18 protein-coding genes are annotated in these 22,632 nt (G+C 63.1%); 14 read left to right on the top strand and 4 right to left on the bottom strand.

Features of this window, described 5'->3' with window-relative positions; all coding sequences use genetic code 11:
• Window positions 1–24 precede the first annotated feature (24 nt).
• Genes HAP47_RS29945 through HAP47_RS29930 form a run of 4 tightly spaced genes read left to right on the top strand, consistent with a single transcriptional unit; the run spans window position 25 to window position 6,745 of the window.
• The gene (locus HAP47_RS29945) at window positions 25–1,572 is read left to right on the top strand and encodes an ABC transporter substrate-binding protein (RefSeq protein WP_173641491.1); all 1,548 of its coding nucleotides are present in this window, start codon (window positions 25–27) and stop codon (window positions 1,570–1,572) included.
• Between the two features lie 3 nt (window positions 1,573–1,575).
• Window positions 1,576–2,532 carry an ABC transporter permease gene (locus HAP47_RS29940; protein ID WP_173641492.1) on the top strand — a complete coding sequence of 319 codons (957 nt, stop codon included), beginning with the start codon at window positions 1,576–1,578 and terminating at the stop codon, window positions 2,530–2,532.
• Window positions 2,529–3,413: an ABC transporter permease gene (locus HAP47_RS29935; protein ID WP_173641493.1), complete on the top strand. Its 885-nt coding sequence runs from the start codon at window positions 2,529–2,531 to the stop codon at window positions 3,411–3,413. The genes HAP47_RS29940 and HAP47_RS29935 overlap by 4 nt, the downstream gene beginning before the upstream one ends.
• Before the next feature lie 17 nt (window positions 3,414–3,430).
• Window positions 3,431–6,745 (top strand): acetyl-CoA carboxylase family protein, encoded by a 3,315-nt coding sequence (locus HAP47_RS29930; protein WP_173641494.1) that lies wholly within the window; start codon window positions 3,431–3,433, stop codon window positions 6,743–6,745.
• 202 nt (window positions 6,746–6,947) lie between these two features.
• Here the strand turns inward: HAP47_RS29930 and HAP47_RS29925 are convergent, their stop codons facing one another.
• Entirely contained in the window at window positions 6,948–8,582 is a 1,635-nt protein-coding gene (locus HAP47_RS29925; RefSeq protein ID WP_173641495.1) for a flavin-containing monooxygenase, read from the bottom strand.
• 234 nt (window positions 8,583–8,816) lie between these two features.
• Here HAP47_RS29925 and HAP47_RS29920 point away from each other — a divergent pair, with 234 nt between their 5' ends.
• The 9 genes from HAP47_RS29920 (at window position 8,817) to HAP47_RS29880 (ending at window position 18,394) form a co-directional block, all read left to right on the top strand.
• Window positions 8,817–10,040, top strand: coding sequence for a cytochrome P450 (locus HAP47_RS29920; protein ID WP_173641496.1), 1,224 nt, complete (start codon window positions 8,817–8,819; stop codon window positions 10,038–10,040).
• Between the two features lie 64 nt (window positions 10,041–10,104).
• A complete protein-coding gene (locus HAP47_RS29915; protein ID WP_173641497.1) occupies window positions 10,105–11,706 on the top strand; it encodes a GMC family oxidoreductase in 1,602 nt (533 codons plus the stop codon).
• Between the two features lie 17 nt (window positions 11,707–11,723).
• Window positions 11,724–12,173: a hypothetical protein gene (locus HAP47_RS29910; protein WP_173641498.1), complete on the top strand. Its 450-nt coding sequence runs from the start codon at window positions 11,724–11,726 to the stop codon at window positions 12,171–12,173.
• 293 nt (window positions 12,174–12,466) lie between these two features.
• The gene (locus tag HAP47_RS29905; RefSeq protein ID WP_173641499.1) at window positions 12,467–13,501 is read left to right on the top strand and encodes a S1C family serine protease; all 1,035 of its coding nucleotides are present in this window, start codon (window positions 12,467–12,469) and stop codon (window positions 13,499–13,501) included.
• 1,103 nt (window positions 13,502–14,604) lie between these two features.
• A complete protein-coding gene (locus tag HAP47_RS29900) occupies window positions 14,605–15,297 on the top strand; it encodes a hypothetical protein (RefSeq protein ID WP_173641500.1) in 693 nt (230 codons plus the stop codon).
• A gap of 205 nt (window positions 15,298–15,502) precedes the next feature.
• On the top strand, window positions 15,503–16,042 hold the full coding sequence (locus tag HAP47_RS29895; protein WP_173641501.1) for a hypothetical protein: 540 nt from the start codon (window positions 15,503–15,505) through the stop codon (window positions 16,040–16,042).
• Between the two features lie 232 nt (window positions 16,043–16,274).
• Window positions 16,275–17,063: a Crp/Fnr family transcriptional regulator gene (locus tag HAP47_RS29890; RefSeq protein ID WP_173643056.1), complete on the top strand. Its 789-nt coding sequence runs from the start codon at window positions 16,275–16,277 to the stop codon at window positions 17,061–17,063.
• Window positions 17,064–17,079: 16 nt separating this feature from the next.
• Window positions 17,080–17,364, top strand: coding sequence for a hypothetical protein (locus HAP47_RS29885; protein ID WP_173641502.1), 285 nt, complete (start codon window positions 17,080–17,082; stop codon window positions 17,362–17,364).
• A 235-nt stretch (window positions 17,365–17,599) separates the two neighbouring features.
• Window positions 17,600–18,394, top strand: coding sequence for a hypothetical protein (locus HAP47_RS29880; protein ID WP_173641503.1), 795 nt, complete (start codon window positions 17,600–17,602; stop codon window positions 18,392–18,394).
• 179 nt (window positions 18,395–18,573) lie between these two features.
• Here the strand turns inward: HAP47_RS29880 and HAP47_RS29875 are convergent, their stop codons facing one another.
• Window positions 18,574–18,975, bottom strand: coding sequence for a hypothetical protein (locus HAP47_RS29875; RefSeq protein WP_173641504.1), 402 nt, complete (start codon window positions 18,973–18,975; stop codon window positions 18,574–18,576).
• Between the two features lie 321 nt (window positions 18,976–19,296).
• Here HAP47_RS29875 and HAP47_RS29870 point away from each other — a divergent pair, with 321 nt between their 5' ends.
• Complete coding sequence (locus tag HAP47_RS29870; protein ID WP_173641505.1) at window positions 19,297–19,803, top strand: hypothetical protein; 507 nt, start codon at window positions 19,297–19,299, stop codon at window positions 19,801–19,803.
• A gap of 718 nt (window positions 19,804–20,521) precedes the next feature.
• Here the strand turns inward: HAP47_RS29870 and HAP47_RS29865 are convergent.
• Window positions 20,522–21,301, bottom strand: coding sequence for an alpha/beta fold hydrolase (locus HAP47_RS29865; protein ID WP_173641506.1), 780 nt, complete (start codon window positions 21,299–21,301; stop codon window positions 20,522–20,524).
• A 4-nt stretch (window positions 21,302–21,305) separates the two neighbouring features.
• A complete protein-coding gene (locus HAP47_RS29860) occupies window positions 21,306–22,601 on the bottom strand; it encodes an O-acetylhomoserine aminocarboxypropyltransferase (RefSeq protein WP_173641507.1) in 1,296 nt (431 codons plus the stop codon).
• Between the last annotated feature and the right edge of the window lie 31 nt (window positions 22,602–22,632).

Here is a 22,632-nt window from a genome sequence, read left to right as displayed (position 1 = left end):
CCAAACAGCACTGGAGACAACGCCATGACGATGACGACACGACGCGAGGCCATGGCGCTGATCTCGGCGGCGCTGGCCGGCACCACGCTCGGCGGCAGTGCATTCGCGCAAGCCGCGCCGAAGAAGGGCGGCACCTTGCGGATATCAGCGCCGGCCAATCCGTCGAGCCTCGATCCGGCAACCGGCGGCGCCGGCTCCGACCACGCCTTCCTGTTCACGATGTACGACACGCTGGTCGAGTGGGATTTCGAGACGCTGAAGCCGAAGCCGCGGCTCGCCGAAAGCTGGAAGTTCACCGATCCCAATACGCTGGTGCTCAACATCCGTGCCGGCGTCACCTTCCATGACGGCACGCCGCTCGATGCGGAAGCTGTGAAGTTCAACCTCGATCGCAACCGGAGCGATGCGAAGTCGAACATCAAGGCCGACCTGCTCTCGGTCGCCTCGGTCGAGGTCACCGGTCCGCAGCAGGTGACCTTGAAGCTGAAGACGCCGGATACCGCGCTGCCCGGCATACTCTCCGATCGCGCCGGCATGATGGTATCGCCGACGGCGCTGAAGGCGGCTGAGGGCGGCGTCGTGACGCGCAAGCCGGTCGGCGCCGGCGCCTATGCCTTCGTGAGCTGGGCCGACGGCGAGAAGATCGTGGTCAAGCGCAACGAGAAATATTGGAAGCCGGACCGGCCCTGTCCCGACGGCATCGAGTTCTCGATCATTCCCGAACTCACCACCGGCGCCCGCTCGGTCACCGCCGGGCAGAACGACCTGATCTATCAATTGCCGCCGCGGCAGAAGGCGATCATCGAGCGCGCCTCCAGCGTCAAGGTGGTGCACGGCCCGACGCTCTATGTGCTCCAGATTTTCCTCAACTGGGCCAAGCCGCCGTTCGACAATGTCAAGGTTCGCCAGGCGCTCAACTTCGCGATCGATCGCGAGTCCTTCGTGAAGGCCGCGCTCGCCGGCCTCGCGGAGCCCGCCTACATGAACCTGCCGAAGGCGCATTGGGCCTATGATGCCGAGGTCGCGAAACTCTATCCCTACGATCCCGACAAGGCACGCAAGCTGCTCGCCGAGGCCGGCTTCAAGGAGGGCACCCCGATCGAGCTCGGCGGCTATCCGGATCAGGATTCGGTGCAGCGTCAGGAGATCCTGATCGAGCAATTGCGCAAGGCCGGCATGAACGTGCGGTTCGTCAATGCCCCGATCGCGGAGGCCTCCGCCGCGTTCTTCGGTCCGGAGAAGAAGGGGACCGGGCTGCTCTCGGCGTGGACCGGACGGCCCGACCCGAGCCTGACCTATTCTTTGATGTTCACCAAGGACGCCTATTACAATGGCGGCCGCGCGCCGGTGCCTCCGGAGCTCGAGGCAGCGATCAAGGAATCGCGCGCGTCTGAAGATATCGAGGTCAGGCGCAAGGCGTTCTCCATTGTGCAGCGGCTGGTCATGGAAAACGCCTTTGTCGCGCCGCTGGCGTTCCAGTTCGAGCTGGTCGCGATGAACAAGAAGGTGCAGGGCTATCGGCCCAATCTGCTTGGCAAGCCGAAATACGACGACGTCTGGCTCGAAGGCTGAACCATGGCACGACGGTCACCAGTCAAGGTCATCGGCAGCCGCCTCGTGCAGGCGCTGCCCGTGATCCTGCTCGCGACCTTCATGGTGTTTGCGCTGCTCAAGCTGGTGCCCGGCGACGTTGCCGTGACGCTAGCGGGCGACAACGCGACCGACGCGCGGATCAGCGAGATCAGGACAATCTACGGCCTCGACCGGCCGTTCCTGGTGCAATATGGCGCCTGGCTCGGCCACGTTGCGCAGGGCGATCTTTCGCAATCGCTGTTGACCGGCGAGAAGGTCGCGGATTCGATCGGCCGCGCTTTCCCGAACACGCTGCTGATCGTCGTGATCGCGCTGCTGCTGGCGCTGGTCACGGGGATTCCGATGGGCGTGATCGCCGCGATCAAGCCGAACGGCTGGGTCGACAAGCTGATCAGCATGATTGCCTCGCTCGGCGTCGCGGTGCCCGGCTTCTGGCTCGCGATGATTCTGGTGGCGGAGTTCTCGCTGAAGCTGAACTGGCTGCCGGCGACCGGCGCAAAATCCTTCAGCGCCTCGCCGATCGATGCGATCCGGCACGCGCTGCTGCCTGCCGTCGCGATCGCGGCCTATGGCATGGCCGAGGTCGCGCGCCAACTGCGCGGCGCCTTGCTGGAGGTGCTGTCCTCGCAATATGTCCGCACGCTGCATGCCAAGGGATTGTCGATGTCGCGGATTCTCTGGCAGCACGGCCTGAAGAATGTCGGCGTCAATCTGCTGACCATCATCAGCCTGCTGGTCAACCGCATGCTGGCGGCGACCGTCGTGATCGAGGCGGTGTTCGCCATCCCCGGCCTCGGCAGCCTGATCGTGCGCGGCGCGATCCAGCCTGATTTCCCGATCGTGCAGGGCGTGGTCTTCACCATGGTGGTGGTCGTGATCGCAGTGAATTTGATCACAGATCTGCTGTGTGCGGCGGTCGATCCGAGGATCGAGCAATGACCGACACCGCACTTGCTCCGCTCAAGATGCCGGCCAAGCCGACCCGGCTCCGGCGTTTCCTGCGCTGGCTCGCCAACGATCTCCGTGCTGCGCTGTCGATCCTGGTGCTATCGGTGCTCGTTGTCGTGGCAATCGGCGCGCCCTGGATGGCGCCTTACGCGCCGACCGCGCAGGACGTCAACAACATGCTGGCGCCGCCGGGGCCCTTGCATCTGCTCGGCACCGACGATCTCGGCCGCGACATCTTCTCCCGCCTGATCTACGGCGCACCGGCAACCGTCTATGCCAGCCTGCTCGCGGTCGGCGTTGCGGTTCTGGTCGGGCTGCCGGTCGGCCTCGTCGCCGGCTATTTCGGTGGCTGGATCGACGACATCATCAGCCGGATCATCGACACGTTCCTGTCGTTCCCCGCCATTGTACTGGCGATCGCGGTCACCGGCGCGCTCGGCATCGGGCTGACCAACGGCATGATCGCGATCGGCATCACGATGTTTCCGGCGCTGGCACGCATCGTCCGCGCCCGTACGCTGATCGTGCGGCAGGAGCTCTATGTCGACGCGTCGAGGGGCTTTGGCGCGCCGACCTGGCACGTGCTGTGGCGCCATGTGCTGCCGAATACGCTGCAGCCGGTCATCGTGCAGGTGACGCTGCTGCTCGCCGCGGCGCTGCTTGCCGAGGCCAGCCTGTCATTCCTCGGCCTCGGCATCCAGCCGCCGGACCCGAGCTGGGGCGCCATGCTGGCGCGCGCCTATCAATATATGGAAATCGCCCCGGAGCAGATGTATGCGCCGGGCCTTGCCATTCTCGTCGTCTCCCTGGCGTTCAACGCGCTGGGAGAATCCTTGCGTGTCGTGCTCGATCCGACCATGAAGGATCGTTGACCTTTGGTGGAATGACCATGTCCTTCAAGAAATTGCTGATTGCCAACCGCGGTGAGATCGCGATCCGCATTGCCCGCGCCGCGGCCGAGAGCGGCATCGCGACTGTCGCGATCTATCCCGCCGACGATGCCGCCTCGCTGCACGTCCGATCCGCCGATGCCAGCCAGGAGATCCCCGGCCGCGGCGCGCGGGCGTATCTCGATATCGAGGCTGTCATCGCAGCGGCCAAGGCCACCGGCTGCGATGCACTGCATCCGGGCTATGGCTTCCTCAGCGAGAACATGCAGCTGGCGCGGCGCTGTGCCGAGGAGAAGATCACCTTCGTTGGTCCGTCGCCGGAGGCGCTCGATCTGTTCGGCGACAAGGCCAAGGCAAAAGCATTGGCGAAGAAATGCGGCGTGCCGATCATCGCCGGAACGTCCGGTGCAACGACGCTGGACGAAGCAAAAGCCTTCTTCACGTCGCTCGGCGCCAATGCTGCCGTGATGATCAAGGCGATCGCCGGCGGTGGCGGGCGCGGCATGCGCGTGGTCGAGGACGCGGCCGAACTTGAGGAGGCCTACGCGCGCTGCCAGTCGGAGGCCAAGGCGGCGTTCGGCAACGATGCGGTCTATGTCGAGCGGCTGATCCGCAAGGCCCGCCACATCGAGGTGCAGATCATCGGCGATCGTCATGGTGCCATCAGCCATCTCTGGGAGCGCGAATGTACCATCCAGCGCCGCAACCAGAAACTGATCGAGGTGGCGCCGAGCCCGTCGCTGAGCGATGGCTTGCGCGCGCGCATCATCGAGGCGGCAAAGCAGCTCGCCTCCGCCGCGCGCTACGACAATCTCGGCACCTTCGAATTCCTGGTCGATGACGAGGCAGAGGAAAGCAAGGGGGAAGGCGAGGTCGCCTTCGCCTTCATCGAGGCCAATCCGCGGCTCCAGGTCGAGCACACCGTCACCGAGGCGGTGCTCGGCATCGACCTGGTACGTTCGCAGCTCGCGGTCGCCGCCGGCGCCACGCTGGCTTCGCTCGGGCTGGCGCAATCAGCCGTTCCGCTGCCGCGCGGCTATGCCATGCAGCTGCGCGTCAACATGGAGGTGATGGACGAGAAGGGCGTGACGAAGCCGACCGGCGGCACGCTCAATGTATTCGACCTGCCATCCGGCCCCGGCGTCCGGGTCGATACGTTCGGCTATTCGGGCTATCGGACCAGCGCCGCGTTCGACTCGCTGCTGGCGAAAGTCATCGTGCATTCGCCGAGCCAAAAATGGACGGACGTGGTGCACAAGGCGTCGCGGACCTTGCGCGAATTCCGCATCGGCGGCGTCGCCACCAACATCCCGTTCCTCGGCGCGATCCTGGCGCATCAGAGTTTTGGGCGGAACAAGATCAGCACCAACTTCATCGATACGCATGTGGCGGCGCTGGTCGGTGCGGCCAGCGATCTCGCCGCCCCCTTGATCGAGGTGGGCGAGGCGGCGGCGACCAAGGCCGTCGCCACCGAGGTGGCGCCGGAGGGATCGCTCCCGGTGCCCGCGCCGCTGCAGGGCACGATCGTGGCGATCGAGGTCACGGAGGGCGATCTGGTCCGTCCAGGCCAGCAGATCGCGGTGCTGGAATCGATGAAGATGGAGCATCTCGTCACGGCGCCGCATGGCGGCCGGGTGACCAGGATCGCCGGCGGCCCCGGCGTCACCCTGATGCATGGCGAGCCGATCCTGTTCCTCGAGCCGGCCGAGGTCGACGGCCATGCCGCGGAGGAAGCGGCCGCGATCGATCTCGATCACATCCGCCCGGACCTTGCCGAACTGATCGCGCGCAAGGCGATCACGCTGGACGAGAACCGGCCGGCGTCGGTCGAGCGCCGCCGCAAGACCAACCAGCGCACCGCGCGCGAGAACATCGCGCAGCTGGTCGATGAGGGCTCGTTCGTCGAATACGGCTCGCTTGCGATCGCGGCGCAGCGGCGCCGCCGCAAGGTCGAGGACCTCATCAAGAACACGCCGGCCGACGGACTGATCGCGGGCGTCGCCACCGTCAACGCCAGGGATTTCGGCGCCGACGGCGCGCGCTGCATGGTGATCTCCTATGACTACACCGTGCTCGCCGGCACCCAGGGCCACATGAACCACAAGAAGATCGACCGCATGCTCGGCCTCGCCGAGCAGTGGCGCATGCCGCTGGTGTTCTATGCCGAGGGCGGCGGCGGCCGGCCCGGCGATACCGACCGGCTCGGCATGACCGGGCTCGACGGCCCGTCCTTCGTGCAGTTCGCCAAGCTCTCGGGCCTCGTGCCTGTCGTTGGCGTCGTCTCCGGCTATTGCTTCGCCGGCAATGCCGCGATGCTCGGCGTCTGCGACGTCATCATCGCCACCAAGAACGCCTCGATCGGCATGGGCGGCCCGGCGATGATCGAGGGCGGCGGGCTCGGGGTCTATCATCCCGCCGAGGTCGGCCCAGTCTCGTTCCAGTCGCCGAACGGCGTGATCGACATCCTGGTCGAGGACGAGGAAGAGGCGACGACGGTTGCGCAGAAGTATCTGTCCTATTTCCAGGGCGCGGTTGCGGACTGGAAAGCGCCGGATCAGCGGCTGCTGCGCCGCGCGATCCCGGAAAATCGCCTAAGGGTGTACGATATCCGCAACGTGATCGATCTGATCGCCGACGAGGGCTCGGTGCTGGAGATCCGGCGCGATTTCGGCGTCGGCATGATCACGGCCTTCATCCGCATCGAGGGCAAGCCGTTCGGCCTGATCGCCAACAATCCAAAGCATCTCGGCGGCGCGATCGACGCCGCGGCCGGCGACAAGGCCGCGCGCTTCATGCAGCTCTGCGATGCCTTCGACATCCCGATCGTCTCACTGTGCGACACGCCGGGCTTCATGGTCGGTCCCGAGGCCGAGAAGACCGCGATCGTGCGCCATGTCGCGCGGATGTTCGTTACCGGCGCCAGCATCACGGTGCCGCTGTTCGGCGTCGTGCTGCGCAAGGGCTATGGTCTCGGCGCGCAATCGATGATCGGCGGCGGCTTCCACGCCTCGTTTTTCACGGTGGCGTGGCCGACCGGCGAATTCGGCGGCATGGGCCTGGAGGGCTATGTCCGCCTCGGCTTCCGCAAGGAGATGGAGGCGATCGCGGACCCCCTCGAGCGCGAGAAGTACTTCCAGACCAAGGTCGCCGAGCTCTACGCCAACGGCAAGGCAGTTTCGATCGCCTCGGTGCTCGAGATCGACGAGGTGATCGACCCCGCCGACACCAGGCATTGGATCATGGCCGGCCTGCGCTCGGTGCCGAAGCCCGCGCCGCGCACGCACCGCAAGCGGCCGTGCATCGATGCGTGGTGAGGCTGCGTAGGGTGGGTTCGCGGGTCGTGCATCAAACTCGGTGTCGTCCCGGCGAAGGCCGGGACCCATAACCACCGATGCAAGCCATCGCGCGATGCTGGAACGACGAGTCCCTTTCACGACACAAGCCGCGGCGTATGGGTCTCGGCCTGCGCCGGGACGACGGTAGTGTGTGCGGCCACGTTCTCCTTCAATACGTGACCTACCCCAACCTCAACTCCGCATACCCTTTCGCCGCGACCTCGTCGCATCGTGCCCGATACGCCGGCGCGCTGCCGCTGTAGCGGGCGACGATGCGCCTCTGCTTGCCCTCGACGTTGCGGTTGATGCCGGTCATCCAGGAATCGACCTCGTTGGACAGCAGCCCGACCCCAAGCGCCTTGACGTGATCGGTCCAGCCGGCGGTGCCTTCGGGGGTGGCGTCGAGGAAGGTCAGGCCGTTCGCTTTCGCAAAACGGAGCAGGCCGGTGACCCAGTCGACGCTGTATTCGATGCTGCGCGGGATGTTGCCGAGCGCGGTGTGCGGGCCCATCAGCATCATCATGTTGGGAAAGCCGTCGACCATCAGCCCGAGATAGGTTTCGGGGCCGTGCGTCCACTTCTCCTTCAGCCTTGCGCCGTGCGCGCCGCGGAGATCGATGTTGTCGAAGCTGCCGGTGATGGCATCGAAGCCGGTGGCGTAGATGATGATGTCGAAGTGGTAATCCTTCTCGGTCGTCCGGATACCCTCGGGCGTGATCCGCTCGATCGGCGTCTCCTTCAGATCGACAAGCTCGACATTGTCGCGGTTGTAGACCTCGTAATAGAAGGTCTCGAGCGGCAGCCGTCGCGTGCCGAAGCCGTGGTTCTTCGGGATCAGCTTCTCGGCCACCGCCTGGTTCTTCACGCGCTCGCGGATCTTGCGCGCGACGAAGTCGCTGATCGTCGCATTCGCCTCGCGGTCGATCAGGATATCCCTGAAATTGCCCTGCCAGATGCCGAAGCCGCGCTCGCCATAGAGTTTCTCGTAGAACGCCTCGCGCTCGGCGTCGCTGACCTCGAACGCGCCGCGTGGATCGGGCGTATGGACAAAGCAGGCGAAGGTTTCCTTGCAGCGCGCGAAGATCTCGGGATAACCGGCCTTGATCTTGCGTTGCGTCTCCGCGTCGATCTTGCCGTTGTGCAGCGGCGCCGCCCAGTTGGCGGTGCGCTGGAACACGGTGAGGTGGCCGACCTCGCCGGCAATGGTCTGGATGGTCTGGATGCCGGTCGCGCCGGTGCCGATCACGGCGACGCGCTTGCCGGCGAAATCCACTTTCGCTTTCGGCCAGCGCGCGGTGTGAAACGACTGGCCCTTGAAATCGTCGCGGCCCTCGATCCGCGGCAGGGTCGGGGTCGAGAGCGGGCCGATCGCGGTGATCAGGAAGCGGCAGCTATGGCGCGCGCCGTTCTCCAGCGCGACCTGCCAGCTTCGCGTGTCGTCCCGGTAGATCGCGGACGCGACGCGGCTTTCGAACTGGATGTCGCGGCACAGATCGAACTTGTCGGCGACGTAGTTGCAGTAGCGCAGGGTCTCGGGCTGGCCGGCGAAATGCTCCGACCATTCCCATTCCTGCAACAACTCCTTCGAGAACGAGTAGCCGTAGGAATAGCTTTCGGAATCGAACCGCGCGCCGGGATAGCGGTTCCAGTACCAGGTGCCGCCGACGCCGGTGCCGGCCTCGAACACGCGCGCCGAGAGGCCGAGTTCGCGCAGCCGGTAGAGCTGGTACATGCCGGACAACCCGGCGCCGATGATGATGACGTCGTAGTCCAGCGCCGCCGTCTCGGGGCTGTTGTCCTGGCGCGTTGCGGCCACCTGTCGTTGCTCCCTGATGGGTTGATTGCCGGCAAGGCTAACCGGTCTTGCCGCTGCCGACAAACATCGAGCAGCGGGGCAGCTATCGCGATTTGCCGGGTGCGCCGGCCCGCGCGCATTCCGCGCGGCGGACGGTCCGCCCCATAGCTTTACTCAGCCGCGGGATATCCTCTATCGTCGGCTGACAAAGACGATCGCCCGCCAAGCGGCGACGGAACCAGTGGGAGTGAAGCGATGGGAGAGGCGCTGCGCAGGCCGACGTCTACAGACGTCAGCAACCCCCGGCTTTATCAGGATGACACCTGGCGGCCGCTGTTCGCGCAGCTCCGCCGCGACGATCCCGTGCATTATTGCGAGGCCTCGGCCTACGGTCCGTACTGGTCGGTGACGCGCTACGACGACATCTTTGCGGTCGAGCTGGACCACCAGAACTACTCCTCGGCCTCCGACCTCGGCGGTATCCAGGTCGCTGACCAGCCGAAGGGGCAGGAGCGGCCGAGCTTCATCCGCATGGACCCGCCCGGCCACACCGCGCAGCGCCGCACGGTCGCGCCGATCGTGGCGCCGTCGAACCTCGCCAATTTCGATGCGCTGATCCGCAAGCGCACCTCGGCCGTGCTGAACGCGCTGCCGCGCAACGAGACCTTCGATTGGGCCGAGCGGGTTTCGGTCGACCTCACCAACATGATGCTGGCGACGCTGTTCGATTTTCCCGCAGAGGACCGCGCCAAGCTGACCTGGTGGTCGGATGTCGCAATCGCCAACATCGATTCGCCTGACGCGGTGGTGCAGTCGGAGGCCGAACGCACCGCCGAACTGGTCAAGATGGGAGAACATTTCCGCAAGCTATGGGACGCGCGGATCGACGCGCCGCCGACCTTCGACCTGATCTCGATGCTGGCGCATTCGGAAGCGACGCGGAATCTGGAGCCGCGCGAGTTCATCGGCACCATCGGGCTCCTGATCGTCGGCGGCAACGACACCACGCGCAACTCGATGTCGGCCGGGCTGATGGCGCTGTGCGAGAATCCGGAGCAGTTCGAGCTGGTCCGCGCGAGGCCGGAGCTGATCCCGAACCTCGTCTCCGAGACCATCCGCTACCACACGCCGGTGCTGCACATGCGCCGCACCGCGCGCAACGATGTCGAGCTCGCCGGCAAGCAGATCAAAAAGGGCGACAAGGTCGTGATGTGGTACATCTCCGGCAACCGCGACGAGGACAAGATCGAGCGTGCCGACGAGTTCATCATCGACCGCGCCAAGCCGCGCCAGCATCTGGCCTTCGGCGCCGGCATCCATCGCTGCGTCGGCGACCGCCTCGCCGAGCAGCAATTGCGCATCCTCTGGGAGGAGGTTCTGGCGCGCGATCTGCGTTTTGAGCTGACGGGCCCGCCGCAAAGGCTCTATTCCAATTTCATCCGCGGTATACGAAGCTTGCCGGTGAGAATCGTGAATTGAGCCGCATCACCCGTCATTGCTGTCGCTCCTCGCAATGACGATGAAGAGACTTCAAGGAACAAGAATGAAGAACGATCCCGTTGACGTCCTGATCATCGGCGCCGGCGCCTCCGGCGCCGCGGTGGCCTGGAGCCTCGCCGATACCAAGATGCATATCCTCTGCCTCGACCAGGGCGGCTGGATGAATCCTGCCGAATATCCGAGCACCGGCCGCGACTGGGAGGCGAAATTCTACGGCGAGTGGTCGTCCAGCCCGAATGTCCGCAAGCGGCCCGAGGACTATCCGATCAATGACGGCAATTCGCCGATCAAAGTCGTCAACTTCAACGCCGTCGGCGGCTCGACCGTGATGTACACCGCGCACTGGCCGCGGCTGCATCCCTCCGACTTCAAGGTGAAGACGCTCGACGGCGTCGCCGACGACTGGCCGATCGATTACGACGCGCTCACCCCGTTCTTCGAGGAGAACGATCGCATGATGGGCGTGTCGGGCCTGTCGGGCGATCCGCTGTCGCCGCTCAGCCATCCGCCGATGCCGCAGCAGCCGCTCGGGCTATCAGGTCCGCTGATCGGCAAGGCCATGAACAAGCTCGGCTGGCACTGGTGGCCGTCGGACACCACGGTTGCGACGATGGATTACGAGGGCAGGGCGCGCTGCATCAATCTCGGCCACTGCACGCCGGCCTGCGCGCAGGGCGCCAAGGCCTCGACCGACATCACCTACTGGCCGCACGCAATCCGCGCCGGGGTCGAGCTCAAGACCCATTGCCGGGTGCGCGAGATCCTGACCAACGAACACGGCATGGCCTCCGGCGTCGTCTATTACGACAAGGATGGCGTCGAGCAATTCCAGCCGGCTGAGGTCGTCATCATCGCCTGCAACGGCGTCGGCACGCCGCGGCTGCTGCTCAACTCGGTGTCGGGAAAATTCCCGAACGGCCTCGCCAACTCGTCGGGCCTGGTCGGCAAGAACCTGATGTTCCACCCCTATGCGCAGGTCTACGGCTTCGTGAAGGAGCCGACCGACAGCAACCGCGCGCCGCCGACTTGCCTGTGGAGCAAGGAGTTCTACGACACCGACCTGTCGCGCGGCTTCGTCCGCGGCTACGGCATCCAGTTCGGCCGCGGCGCGGGGCCGGTGTTCGAGGCGGTCGCGAGCGAGCAGAAGGGCATCCTGCCCTGGGGCAAGGATCATCACCGCGTGTTCCGCAAGCTCAACGGTCATCGCCTCGCGGTGTCGGCGATCTGCGAAGATCTGCCGGAGGAGCACAACCGCGTCACGCTCGATCCGGTCCTGAAGGACAGTCACGGCATTCCGGCGCCGAAGATCGACTACACGATCAGCGCGAACAGCCGGAAGATGATGGACCATGGCCTGGCGCGCGGCCGCGAGATTCTCGAGGCCGCCGGCGCCACCGACATCTGCATCAACGATCCGATTCCGTGGGGCGGATGGCATCTGCTCGGCACCGCGCGAATGGGGACCGATCCCACACGCTCCGTGGTCAACGAATGGGGCCGCTCGCACGACGTGAAGAACCTCTTCATCGTCGACGGCAGCATCTTCGTCACCTCGGGTGGCGTGAACCCGACCTCCACCATCCAGGCCCTCGCGCTCTACATCGCCGACCAGATGAAGCAGCGCCTCGCCAATCTGTTCGACTGAGACCGCCAGAGACCGACATGTCCGATAGCAAACAACTGACCGCAGCCCAGCGCGCCGATCTCCGCACCATCGCTGCGATGATCGTTCCCGAAAGCGCCGAGTACAGGGTGCCTGGGGCCGACGATCCCGCGATCCAGGCCGACATGCTCGCAACGCTCGGCCGCGACACCACGCTGGTCGCGCAGGCGCTCGATCATCTGGCAAAGCTCGCCGGCAAGCCGCTTGCCGAGCTCGACGATGCCGGGCGCGATGCGGTGGCGCTGGAGTTTCGCAAGCATGGCGGCGCTGCCGCGGCCACGCTCGTCCGCGTGGTGCTGCAATGCTACTACCGCGACGACCGCGTGCTGCGCTCGCTCGGGCTCGAGCTGCGCGCGCCGTTCCCGAAAGGCCACCTGCTGCCGGACGGCGACTGGTCGCTGCTCGATCCCGTCAAGGCGCGGGGCGGCACGCTGCGGCGGGCGACCTAGGGCCTGACGAGATCAGGCTGATCTGCACCGACAGCGAAGCTTCACCTCTCCCTTGGGAGAGGTCGGCGCGTCGCGCCGGGTGAGGGGTTACGGTCCCCCATTGGTGCTGCGGCCCCTCACCCGGTTTGCTTCGCAAATCGACCTCTCGCCATCGGGGAGAGGTGAAGCTAGTGCGCGGCCGAGCCGTTTTGATCCAAACTCATCTTGCCCTAGCCACCCGGGCAGGTGCGTGACGTAACCACTTGCAGCGGTGGGAGCCGGTCACCATCTGAGGTGCCCAAAGGACTCTCGCCATGCTGGATTTTACCTCAGATACCGCCGGTGACACGCTGTCATCGCGGACGGACGACGCTGCCCGAGTTGATGACCAGGTCGATGACCGGGCTTTGCTGGACGCCTATTCCAATGCCGTGATCGACGTCACCGACCGCGTCGGTCCCGCCGTGGTCCGGGTCGAGACCGGGCCGAAGGTCCGCAATGCGCGCGAGCGCGGTGGGCTCGGCTCGGGCATCGTGATCTCGCCCGACGGGTTCGTGCTGACCAACAGCCATGTGGTCGGATCGTCGAAGCAGATCCGGCTGCGCGACACCGAGGGCTTCGTCACCGACGCCCATGTGCTCGGCGTCGATCCCGACACCGACCTCGCGCTGCTGCGGGCCGACGGCGCGCGCGATCTGCCCTATGCCTCGCTCGGCAACTCCAAGTCCTTGCGGCGCGGCCAGCTCGTGGTCGCGATCGGCAATCCGCTCGGGTTCGAATCGACGGTGACCGCCGGCGTGGTGTCGGCGCTCGGCCGCTCGATCCGCTCGGTCAGCGGGCGCACCATCGAGGACGTGATCCAGACCGATGCCGCGCTCAATCCCGGCAATTCCGGCGGGCCGCTGGTGTCGTCGAAGGGCGAGGTGATCGGCATCAACACCGCGATCATCAACGGCGCGCAGGGCATCTGCTTTGCGGTCGCCAGCAACACCGCGCAGTTCGTGCTGTCGGAGATCATCCGCCACGGCTATGTCCGCCGCGCCTATATCGGCGTCGCCGGGCAGACCGCGCCGGTGCCGCGGCGCCATGCGGTGCTCGCCGGCGTCGAGAACAAGATGGGCGCGCTCTTGATGCAGATCGAGCCGGACAGCCCGGCCGCGCGCGCCGGGCTGTTGCCGGGCGACGTCGCGATCGGGCTCGACGGCATCGAGATCCACGGTGTCGACGACCTGATCCGCGCGCTCGATCACAGCCGGATCGACCGCACCCTGTCGATGGACGTGCTCCGCCTCGGCCGCCTGCGCGCGATCGACATTCATCCGATCGAGCGGAAGCCGGCGAAGCAGTGAGCAAGGTGCGATCTGCGAACTGTCCTGACCCTTTCCTGGGAGGATGGCTCGTTGGTCGCGCCGGCACGCGCTCTTGGCCTACGCTATCCGTGTGGACCGACCAGATCTGAGCGTGTGCTCATAAACCTGCAACGGGCCTTGGGGCGCTAGCGGAAATCTTGTGCTCGTCCTGAGCTTTATCGGTTGTGACGCAACGGTGTCGTTAACAAAGCCGTCAGCGCCGGAAAGACGTTGGCTGACCTACGAGGGTCGCGACTAGCTACGGCATTCGTAGCACCACTCAAGCACAAAACGATCTCTACCCTCCGAAGGTCCGCCTCGGGCCCGAAGCCGCCTATTGAGCGGACGCCGCCCGGTTGGGCCCCCAATGGCGGCATCTGACTCACAGCGGTCCGCAGCCACAACGCAGCATGACGATGCGTGATCTTGTCCCGGCGTTACGCTCCACCGCCGCGCCCGTCAGGCAGCGATCGCCGCTTCTTCCGGAACGCGATCCGTTTGGCGTGATCGCTGTTCACCACCAGTATGGCCACCGCCAGCCCTCATAGAGGTCCCAAGACGACGCCACGGGCGGTCCGTATGGATCGACCCGGTCGTCTTCAGGGCGATAGCGATATCGTGGAACAATATAATAATCCCACGGAGTCGGCGTTATCACGGGCGTCGTGATAACGACCCTCGTTCGTTCATGAACGACTTGTGCCTTCCGCGCCCGGGCTTCAGCACCTGACGTCCCGAGGTTACACAGCACCAGGGCCGCTCCGAGAGCGCACGCGACGGTGATTATCTTCATGCATCGGCCTCCTTGCCCGAGAGTGCAAAAGGACTCAAAGCAAGGCAAGCGAATTCGCTCCCGACCGGCTTGAATGACCGCTTGGCCCCTCTTGAAACATGCCGGACGGCCGTGACGATGTCCGCTTCCGAACGAAGACCGGAAGTGCCGACCCGCCGGCGCGAGGTCTCAGTTTGACCCAGAACGGAAGTCGCCTGCTTCATTCAAAATTGAGCATTGGAAGCGTTAAAGGTTGACGACGACAGTTCATACAACCAGTAACGTTTGGCGATTCAATGATCCCTGAAGTTTTGGGCTTGAGAGATATCGAATGAGGAAGGGCTGCCTGATAGCGCTCGGCATACCTGTAGGTCTGGTGATCGCTGGGGTCGGTCTATTGTGGCTCAATTTTTACGCTGTTCACGTCCGCTACCGGCTCACCGTCGAGGTACAGGATGGCGACCAGATCAAGACCGGATCGAGCGTCATTGACGTCTCTTACAATATAGAACCGAGCTGGTCTCCCAGCCAGTACAACTCATTTCCGCTGCCTGTCGGATATGCACCAACCGTCGATCTCGGCGAAAAGGGCTTGCTGTTTTTAACGTTCTCGGATGCGACAAGGACACCCGCGCAGCGCGCCGATCGCAACAAGCAGGTTTTCTGCCTGTTTGACGATATCGGATGCCTGCCGTTTGCAGCCTATCGCTTATCCGGTGGAGCGGCCGACTATGCGCGGAAGAAGACGGCGCTTGAAGACTTGCTTCGTCAACGCGGGCCGCGTGACGTGCCATTTGTCACGCTGTCACAGCTAATTCGGTTCGTCGATATCGACGGTCAGCACAAGTATCTCGATCTTCCGCCCGATGACCTAGCCGCAAGTTTTGGGCCGGGCATCAAGCTCAAACGTGTCGTCCTGCAATTGACCGACGATCCAGTGACGCCGCTCCCGGAAATCTGGCCGCAATGGCTGAAGGAAAAGGGCCAGATGTCGGCCGTGCTGAAGGGGTATCAAAATGACTGACGTAAGGATGCGCCCCTTTGGCCCATCGCGTCAGTTGGCGCAGTGCAGCGACATGAAGTTGAGGGTAGACCTGAAGTAGCTGGCCTACTGCAAAGACGACGCGACTGACCTAACGCAGACATTAAACAAAGCAACTCGACGAATTTCTAAGGAATTGCCGTATACTCTTAGCGGCTGAACCGGAGCGGTACTCAGAGGTCGAGGAATGCAAAACGCGACCGTGGCTGCGATCGTGTACGAGCTTCTGTTCGAGGTCTATCGGAAAATGGAACTCGATCGAAAGGGAGGGCGGCTCCGATCCTTTCCTGATGAAAGTGGCACGCCACGTGAGGCATTCTTCCATGAATTTATGAGTACTTGGGAGTGGCCCGCTGGCACGCTGGAGGAAATCGGCATTCTAAAGTTTCTCCAACCAACTCCCGGTCTCTGGGGACCGAATTTCTACCCAGTGATTGGCTTGGACGAATGCGCGGTGGCTGACTTTTCAAGGTTCGAGACCTTCGATAATTATTGTGTCGCGATGTTCTCCTTTGAAATGCTGCATAGTCATTTTGAATTTCGCGGGCAAGTCGATCTCAGCATTCGGTCGCCACGCTTCCTCGAAGCCGTCGCGTGCCAAGATGATATTTTTCTGGTCGAGGATGACGGCGAGGTCAGATTTGATCAGGCGGGCTTCAAGGCGAAAGTTATAACGCGGTGGGAAGAACTAGAGGTTCGCCGCATCTATCCCAAAAGCGGCGCTTAGTTTTGAAACGAAGGCGTTCTGGAATAGCAGCAGACGGAAGAAATGTCGGCTATTGGCCCTCTTCGGACCTCATCGCGCGGCCCACGGATGACTGCTCACCGGGGACCAGCGGACTTCGGCGGAAGGCGCGCGACTTCCGAGTTTGACCCATCTCGGAAGTCGGGTGGTCAAGTTTGCTGCGCCGCGAATAACAACTTCCGGTAAGCTGGCCTCACCGGCTCCAAAAGGAGATATGTCCATCATGCTGGACCGCATCCTCGATGCAGCAACGGACAACCTCAGGTTCGCGAAGATTCTGGTCCAAATGGGCCTCGATCCGAACAACGTGACCTGGGACGCCATCTTCAACCGCCTGCTGGAGCTCTTCCTGCACAACATCACGCTTGCCAATATGTTCGCCCTGATCGGCGCGATCTTCTTCGTCGCCACGTTGCTGACACACACGATGGTGCCGCTGCGGGTCGCGAACATGATCGGTTGCGCGTTCTTCGCCATTTTCGGTGCGCTCACCGGAGCCGTCACGACCTTTCTTCTGTATCTCCTGATGATTCCCATCAATGCCTACCGTCTCCGTCAAATGCTCGCTCTCGTGAAGAAGGCGCGTACCGCAACGCAGGGCGACATGTCGATGGAGTGGCTCAAGCCGTTCATGACTGACCGCAAGTATCGCAAGGGCGATATCTTGATGAGGAAAGGTGACGCGGCCAACGAAATGCTGCTGACCGTCACCGGCAAATTCCGGGTCGTCGAAATCAACGTCGAACTTCCGCCGGGGCGTTTGATGGGCGAGCTTGGTTTCCTCACGCCCGACAACCGCCGGACCGCGACGATCGAATGTATCGAGGATGGCCGCGTTCTAACTATCAGCTACGAAAAGCTGCTCGAGATCTACTTCCAAAACCCGCAGTTCGGCTATTACTTCCTTGTCTTGACCAGCCAGCGCCTGCTGGAAAATCTCGCGCGTGCCGAAGCCATCATCGCGCAGAACAAGATCGCGCCGCAGCCGCCTCTCGCCAACTGACAGCGGCCCCGGGCGATTGATCGCGGCCGTCGCCTGCTCGGCCGCCGCCGTCCTAATTGCCACTGGCTTCACGCGCATGGCGCAAAACTTGAATTCGGGGACCTTTCCAAGCGGGTCGAGCGCCACATTGGCGAGCGGATTGGCAACAGTCCTCCCGCTCATCCTTCGGGAGGGCTTGAAGTCCGATCATTACACGCTGCCTGCGGCCATCGCCGATAAAAGCGAAGCCAAAATCGAGAGCGTCTTGCTGCAGTGCATGAATCTGTTGTTGGCCCTCTTGAGACATGCCGGACGGCCGTGACGATGTCCGCTTCCGAATGAAGACCGGAAGTGCCGACCCGTCGGTGCGAGGTCTCAGTTTGACCCATAGCTGACGTCGTCAGCATCGCGTCCAGTTACGGAACCGACATCGCAATTGATAAAGTTCGATTTGCTCGGCAAGTCGTTCTTTTGGAACGAGCCGATAAGGTGCTCCCGTTCACCGAAAATTCGGCAACCCAAAAGAGGGTGCCAGGATCGGCAAGCGGACTGGGGACATGGCTGAGTTTGGACGAAGGCAATATTACACGACCAGCATCTCCTCCGGCGCACAAACTTCCCACCGGATGAAGTGGCTTGTCGGTGGCGTCGTTGCGATTGCGCTGATCGCAGGCTCCTTCGTGAGCTACAAGATGTTTTATCAACCTGCCGACCTGCTGCTGAAGCACGAGTCCTTCGCGGAGAAGCTGCAAAGGCATGCCTCTGTCGAGGAACTGCGGCAAATTTATCCGTCGCTCGATCGGAGAACGATTCCGATCGCCTTTGGCGACAAGATCTACAACATTCCGCGTAACTATTTGGTGGATCTGAATCAATCAAGTGGTGATCCAAAAGAGACGACGTTCGACCTTTACGCTCTGCTTCCCAATCTGGAGCCCAGGACGGCGAATAACGCTGACAGGTTCGTAAAGAGTCCGTTCGACGGCGGATACGGAGATCAGGTAGTTGCCACGATCCGCGGTGGGCAGGAGGAACTGAATTGGTCCGAACGGAGGCTTCTATGGCAGCGTTGGTGCGAGGAGAAAGGCTCGGGCGCTTTTCGCGCGGTCGAGTCCGGATACCAATTATGTGAGGCGGCTAATTCTGATCTGTTCCTAAAAGATACGCCTGAAGGCCCTTTGATTTTCGTTTGCAGAAAGGCCACGGACAAGAGATCTGACTGCACGATAGCGGATCGGACCGGAGCTCAATGGGGCGTTCTCACATTGGATTTCAATCGCAAGTACGTCTACCAGGCCGACGAGATTAGGAAACGGTTTCGTTCGCTTTTGGATTCGTTCGCCGAAGATTAGGCTGGGTCATCCCTTATCTTGTGATCTGGGCTGATCGGCGACTTCCGCTGTTGGCCCCGAACGGACATCCCGACCCTATTGAGCGATGTCCGTTGTTGGGACCAAAGCGGAAAACATCTACTCGCAGCGAGTATTTCGCCTTTTGAGCCTCAACGGACACAACGGTCGGTTCTGTTCAATTATGCCAGTTGGCCCGTTGCGCGACGCACGATGATCCGCTCGCCTTCTTCAAGATACTTTAGCTCGTCGTTGTACTCGCTGTGGACCGGCCAGATGTCGACCGTTCGCCCCTTCACCTCCCGCTCGCAGACGAGGACCCGCCCCTCTTTCAAACCTGTGAGTAGGTCGAGGTAGTCGAGTTCAATGTAGTTACCGCGAGCATCGGCGAACATAGGATTATCGTGCACATGCCAAGGCATACCAAGAAAACCGATAAGGCAGTCTTCCTCGCGTTCGGCGTTCTGAAAGCACAGAATTGCATCACGGCCAAGATCGACCTCTATACGATGATCGGTATTTAATCGCACTATCAGGCCGATTTCTCGGCATAACTGATGAACCAGAACGAAGTCATAGCGCATGGCAGCGCACCAACCACCAATTAGAGAGCTTCAATGAGTGGCCGCCATCGTAGCAGGTCTGGCGTGCGATGTCGCCTTCTGGCCCTTCTCGGACGTACCGCGCTGGCGATTGAAGGTCCGGTGCCGGGAGTGAAGCGGACGTCGCGATCGCGCGTTCCGTCTTCCGAGTTTGACCCGTTGCGGAAGTCGCGCCCGTTTCATTCAAAATTGAGCATTCTGTGCGATAAAGGTTGCCGCAACTCCTTTTACAACCTAATCACGCTTAAGCCGCTCATAGTCGACGGGTACAGCGCGAAGGAGCGATGTGGGGGGTAACGGCCGATGACCGAACGAGAGCAGAAGCTCCTGATCGCACTCGTCAAGATGGTAAGTCGGTATCTTGACGGACACGGCGACGAAGTCGACAGCATCTCCGAAAGCGCGGGCGAACATGCCCTCGAAGCCCTCGCGGACTTCGGGCTCATGGAGGCTCTGAATACTCGCTTTGCCCGTTGGACCGAGGAAGGAAAGCGATTTCGGGGTGATGTAGCCGGAATTCCCGATAGGCAGGCAATACCGGTAACGGGCAATAGCCTGCAGTTGCGTGGCGTAGTTACACGAAGTTTGGAAGAGCTTGCTCCGCTTGCTGCGGAGGTTGCAACCAACGCAGACTTATTGAAGCGATTTGAAGATGTTGCATTTGGGGACGACAGTCGCCGCACCTATGAAGTTGCCCAAGAGATTAATGCCTACGTTCGAACATTCTATCCGTCTCTGACAGAGCCTGAAGGCTTGAAGGTGCAATTGGTTCTCGACGATATGATCGGCCGCCGCAAAGGAAAGTTCTAGTGTTGAGCAGAGGTCCGCAGTTGGCCCATCGCGTCGGTTGGCGCAGTGCAGCGACATGTCCGAAGTTGACGGTAGACCGGAAGTAGCTGGCCGACTTTATTAAACGACGCGATTGGCCGTTCTCGGATTTACGGCAATGTCCGCTTTCGCGATCTTGTCGGGCCATAGCAGACGCCCAGCGCGCGTGAGCCGAGCCGCCTCGATCTATGAATACACGCCCTGGCTCGTGACGGTCGATTGTCTCCGCGTCCTCCGGACCCGCGTCGATCCACCGGAACAACGACCCCGCCATTGGTCATTGATACGGATCGAGTGCTTACCCGCCAAGTCGCCCTTGCAATGGCATGGTGGGTAAGAATTTTCGGACCGCAATCGCGACGGACGCGTACGCTGTTGCGGAGACGTCGGGGCGTTTGCATGATTTCGGAATAATAGAAGATATCGCTGATTTGCCCGACGCGTCAAGTTGCTTGTCCAAGCGCCAGCGGTCGCCCTGCTGCTTTGCATGGGGTTGTTTTCGATATTTTGGTGGCGCTCGCCGTCGAAGGAGGTTCTCCAACGTCACCAGCAGTTGTGGCGGCAAAGGGCAGTTCGAATGCGAGGGCATCGGAGCCGGCTGAGGGGGCTGAATCCGCGGACGCAGAGGTCTCATCCGGCGCGGACTTGCGTCTGCGCCACCTTCTTCCACACAGGAAGGGAAGAGGAGCCCGCAGCTCCGCTACCGCAGCGCCGCCAGCAGCTCGTCGGGCTGCTCGACCATCATCATATGGCCGGCGCCTGGCAGCACCACGGTGCGGGCATTCGGTGTCGCGGCGGCGAGCGCTTTGCCGGCCTTGGCGGGGGTCATCATGTCGCGCTCGCCGAGGATGAAGGTCGCGGGCACCTTGACCGCGGCCGCGGCGGCGAGCGCGTTCTGGTAGGCGTTGCAGGCGTTGAGGTCGTTGTACAGCACGCCGGGCTTCGCCTCCTGCAGCACCCGCCGCGCGCCCTGGTGCATCCACAGGCCGGGCGCGAGGCTGCCGCCGAGCTCGGCCTTGAAGCCGAGGCCCCAGATCGAGACCATGTCGATCGCGGCGGCGTCATTGGCCTCGGCGGCTTTCAGGAGATCAGGGCCGACCGTCATGGTCGCGGCAGTGCCGATCAGCGCGAGGCCGGAGACCTTGTCGGGGTGCCGTGCGGACGTCTCGATTGCGATCAGCGAGCCCATGGAATGACCGATCAGCCGCGCCTTCGACACGCCGGCGGCGGTGATCAGCGCCGCGATCCAGTCGGCCATCTCGGCGATGGTCGGCAGCGGCTTGCCGGCGGAGCGGCCATGGCCGGGCAGATCCGGCGCCAGCACGCAATAGCCGTGATGGGCGAACCAGCGGCTGTGCAGCGCCCAGGTCGTGGAATCGAAGCCGGCGCCGTGGATCATCACGACAGCCGGCAGCGATGCATCGAACGGCCTGCCGCCGGTCGCGATGAAGGTATCTGACCCGTTGACGGAAAGCTGCATGGCCCTAAGTCCTTTGCGAGGCGCGCAGCGCCTGGCCGAGATCATCGATGATGTCCTGCGCGGTCTCGATGCCGACCGAGAGCCGCACCAGTTCCTCGCCGATGCCGGCAGCTTTCAGCTGCTCGGCATCCATCTGCTGGTGCGTGGTGCTGGCGGGGTGGATCACCAGCGTCTTGGCGTCGCCGACATTGGCGAGATGGCTGATCAGCTTCAGCTGCTCGATGAACTTCTTGCCGGCCGCGCGGCCGCCCTTGATGCCGAAGCTGATGATCGAGCCGGCGCCGCGCGGCAACAGCTTCTTCGCCAGCGCGTAGTCCGGATGCGTCTCCAGCGACGGATGCAGCACCCAGTCGACCGCCTTGTTCGTGGCGAGGGCGTCCAGCACCGCATGGGCGTTGCCGACGTGACGGTCCATGCGGACGCCGAGCGTCTCGATGCCCTGCAGCAGCTGGAAGGCGTTGGTCGGCGACAGGCAGGCGCCGAAATCGCGCAGGCCCTCGGTGCGGGCGCGCATGATGAAGGCGGCCTTGCCGAACTGCTCGTCGAAGACGATGCCGTGATAGCCGGCATAGGGCTCGGTGAGCTGCGGGAATTTGCCGGAGGCGCGCCAGTCGAACCGGCCGCCATCGACGATGACGCCGCCGATCGCGATGCCATGGCCGCCCATCCACTTGGTCGCCGAGTTCATCGTGATGTCGGCGCCCAGCTCGATCGGCTGGCTGAGGTAGGGCGTCGCGAAGGTGTTGTCGATCAGCAGCGGAATCTTCGCATCATGCGCGATCTGCGCGACCGCGGGGATATCGAGCACTTCGAGGCCGGGATTGCCGATGGTCTCGCCGATCACGAGCCGCGTGTTCGGCTTGATCGCGGCGCGGAACTCATCGAGCGCGCGCGGCTTCACGAAGGTCGTGGTGATGCCGAAGCGCGGCAGCGTGTGCGCCAAGAGGTTGATGGTGCCGCCATAGAGCGAGGCGGAGGCGACGATGTGGTCGCCGGCATTGAGCAGTGTCGCGATCGCCAGATGCATCGCCGCCATGCCGCTGGCGGTGCAGATCGCGCCGACGCCGCATTCGAGCGCGGCGATGCGCTCTTCCAGAACCGCCGTCGTCGGATTGGAGATGCGCGTATAGATATGGCCGGCGCGTTCGAGGTTGAACAGCGCCGCGGCGTGATCGGCGTCCTGGAACACGTAGGACGTGGTCTGATAGATCGGAACCGCGCGCGCGCCGGTTGCGGGATCGGGGCGCTGGCCGGCGTGCAGGCTCAGTGTTTCGAAGGCAGGCGGCTTGGGTGCGGGCATGCGAAGCTCGTCAGGTCAGTCGATGGGGTTG

This window comes from Bradyrhizobium sp. 41S5, assembly GCF_011516665.3.
Classification (GTDB): Bacteria; Pseudomonadota; Alphaproteobacteria; order Rhizobiales; family Xanthobacteraceae; genus Bradyrhizobium; species Bradyrhizobium quebecense.
The sequence above is the reverse complement of the archived record's forward strand: the minus strand, read 5'-3'. Positions and strand labels throughout refer to the sequence as shown.